The organism is Psychrobacter sp. DAB_AL62B, from assembly GCF_028895345.1.
Lineage (GTDB): Bacteria > Pseudomonadota > Gammaproteobacteria > Pseudomonadales > Moraxellaceae > Psychrobacter.
In genome coordinates, this window is the sequence record NZ_SAXC01000024.1 from 1 (window position 1) to 1,466 (window position 1,466).

Below are 1,466 nucleotides of genomic sequence, written 5' to 3' on the forward strand. Positions count from 1 at the left end.
ATGGGCATAGCCGCGAATGCTAACAATGAGCCTGACTTATACGGCTATGAGATGAAAAACTCTACTGGTAGTAAGACCACTTTTGGTGATTGGAGTGCTAACTACTATATCTTCAAAGACAAAGAAATCGATCTGAATCGCACGCAATTTATGGAAGTGTTTGGCAAGCCTAATGCAGAAAAGGGTGGACGTTACTCATGGTCAGGTAGCCCAATTCCTAACTTTAACTCTCCATCAACCTATAATGGCTCAGAAATGGTTTTTGATGATGCAAAGAATATAATCATCGTTTATAACTATTCAAAAGATCCTCGCCCTGATAAAGCAAATATAGTCCCTCCAAGCCTACAACAAGAGGGAGTTATCCTGGCCCGTTGGGATAGAGATAATTTGAATAGTAAACTAACAAAGAAGTTTGGCCATCATGGTTGGTTCAAGTGCAATAAAGGCAAAGACGGCTGTTACAACCAAATCGCTTTTGGTGAGCCAATGATCTTCGATAATTGGATTAAGCTTGTAGAACAAGGTGTGGTGTTCTTTGATAGTGGTATGTACGTAGGAAACGCTCGTAACTACTCCCAATGGCGTGCTAATAACAACCATTGGGACTCATTAATTACTCGAACATATCCGCCATTCCCAGGATTTTAAATAGCGGTCAATAAATCAGCTTGTTTTTGAATGGCCTCAGCTTTATGGAGTGTTGAGACCATTTGCTCCGCTACTGCCTCAACGACCTTAACGCAAACAGAGTTACCAAACTGTTTATACGCTTGTGTCTTAGATACTGCATCAGTCAAAAATTCCTCGGGGAAGCCTTGTAATCTAGCGCATTCTCGAGGAGTTAGCATTCTTGGGTTCTTCCCATATTGGGATTGGTCGATCAATGCTTCAGAACCATCTTTATAGTAACGTGCGCTAATAGTATTGGTGTATGCACTATCATGGTTAAATAAGCTGTAACCAAAGCCGTTACCTTTGTTTATATGCTGGTCCTTTCTTTTTTGATGACCAGCCCATAGGTTATCGGATATGGTATAGACCGTATCATCAGCTGGCACATCCTCTAATATATCGCCAACACGGGTTTTGCTATGAGTAGGCTTAGGGAAACTAAATAGCTCGTCAAAGTTTTCGACTTTATCAAAATAATCTTTATTAAAACCTACGATAAAAATACGCTCTCTATTTTGTGGCGCACCAAAGTCCGCAGCCCTCAACACAGCATATCCTACCCAATAATTTAGCTTATGAGACAAAGCCTCGCGTGATTCTTCACTCATGGGTACGTCATCAGGTATGCTGTCTTTATGCTGACCTGTCAAGATATCGTAGATTGTTTGGAAGGTTTCCCCTTTCTTATCAGTTCTTAATCGCTTGACGTTTTCTAGTAAAAATATTTTTGGACGCTTTTCAGCCAAAATTCGCTGAATCTCAAAAAACATAGTGCCGCGTGTATCTTTAAA

2 protein-coding genes are annotated in these 1,466 nt (G+C 40.5%); one reads left to right on the forward strand and one right to left on the reverse strand.

Features of this window, described 5'->3' with window-relative positions; genetic code table 11:
- Positions 1 to 651 (forward strand): LlaMI family restriction endonuclease (locus tag EPB74_RS13335; RefSeq protein WP_274904630.1); only part of this gene is annotated, 651 nt, incomplete at its 5' end.
- Here EPB74_RS13335 and dcm read toward each other — a convergent pair.
- A partial coding sequence (gene dcm / locus EPB74_RS13340) for a DNA (cytosine-5-)-methyltransferase (protein ID WP_274904632.1) occupies positions 648 to 1,466 on the reverse strand: 819 nt, incomplete at its 5' end. The genes EPB74_RS13335 and dcm overlap by 4 nt on opposite strands.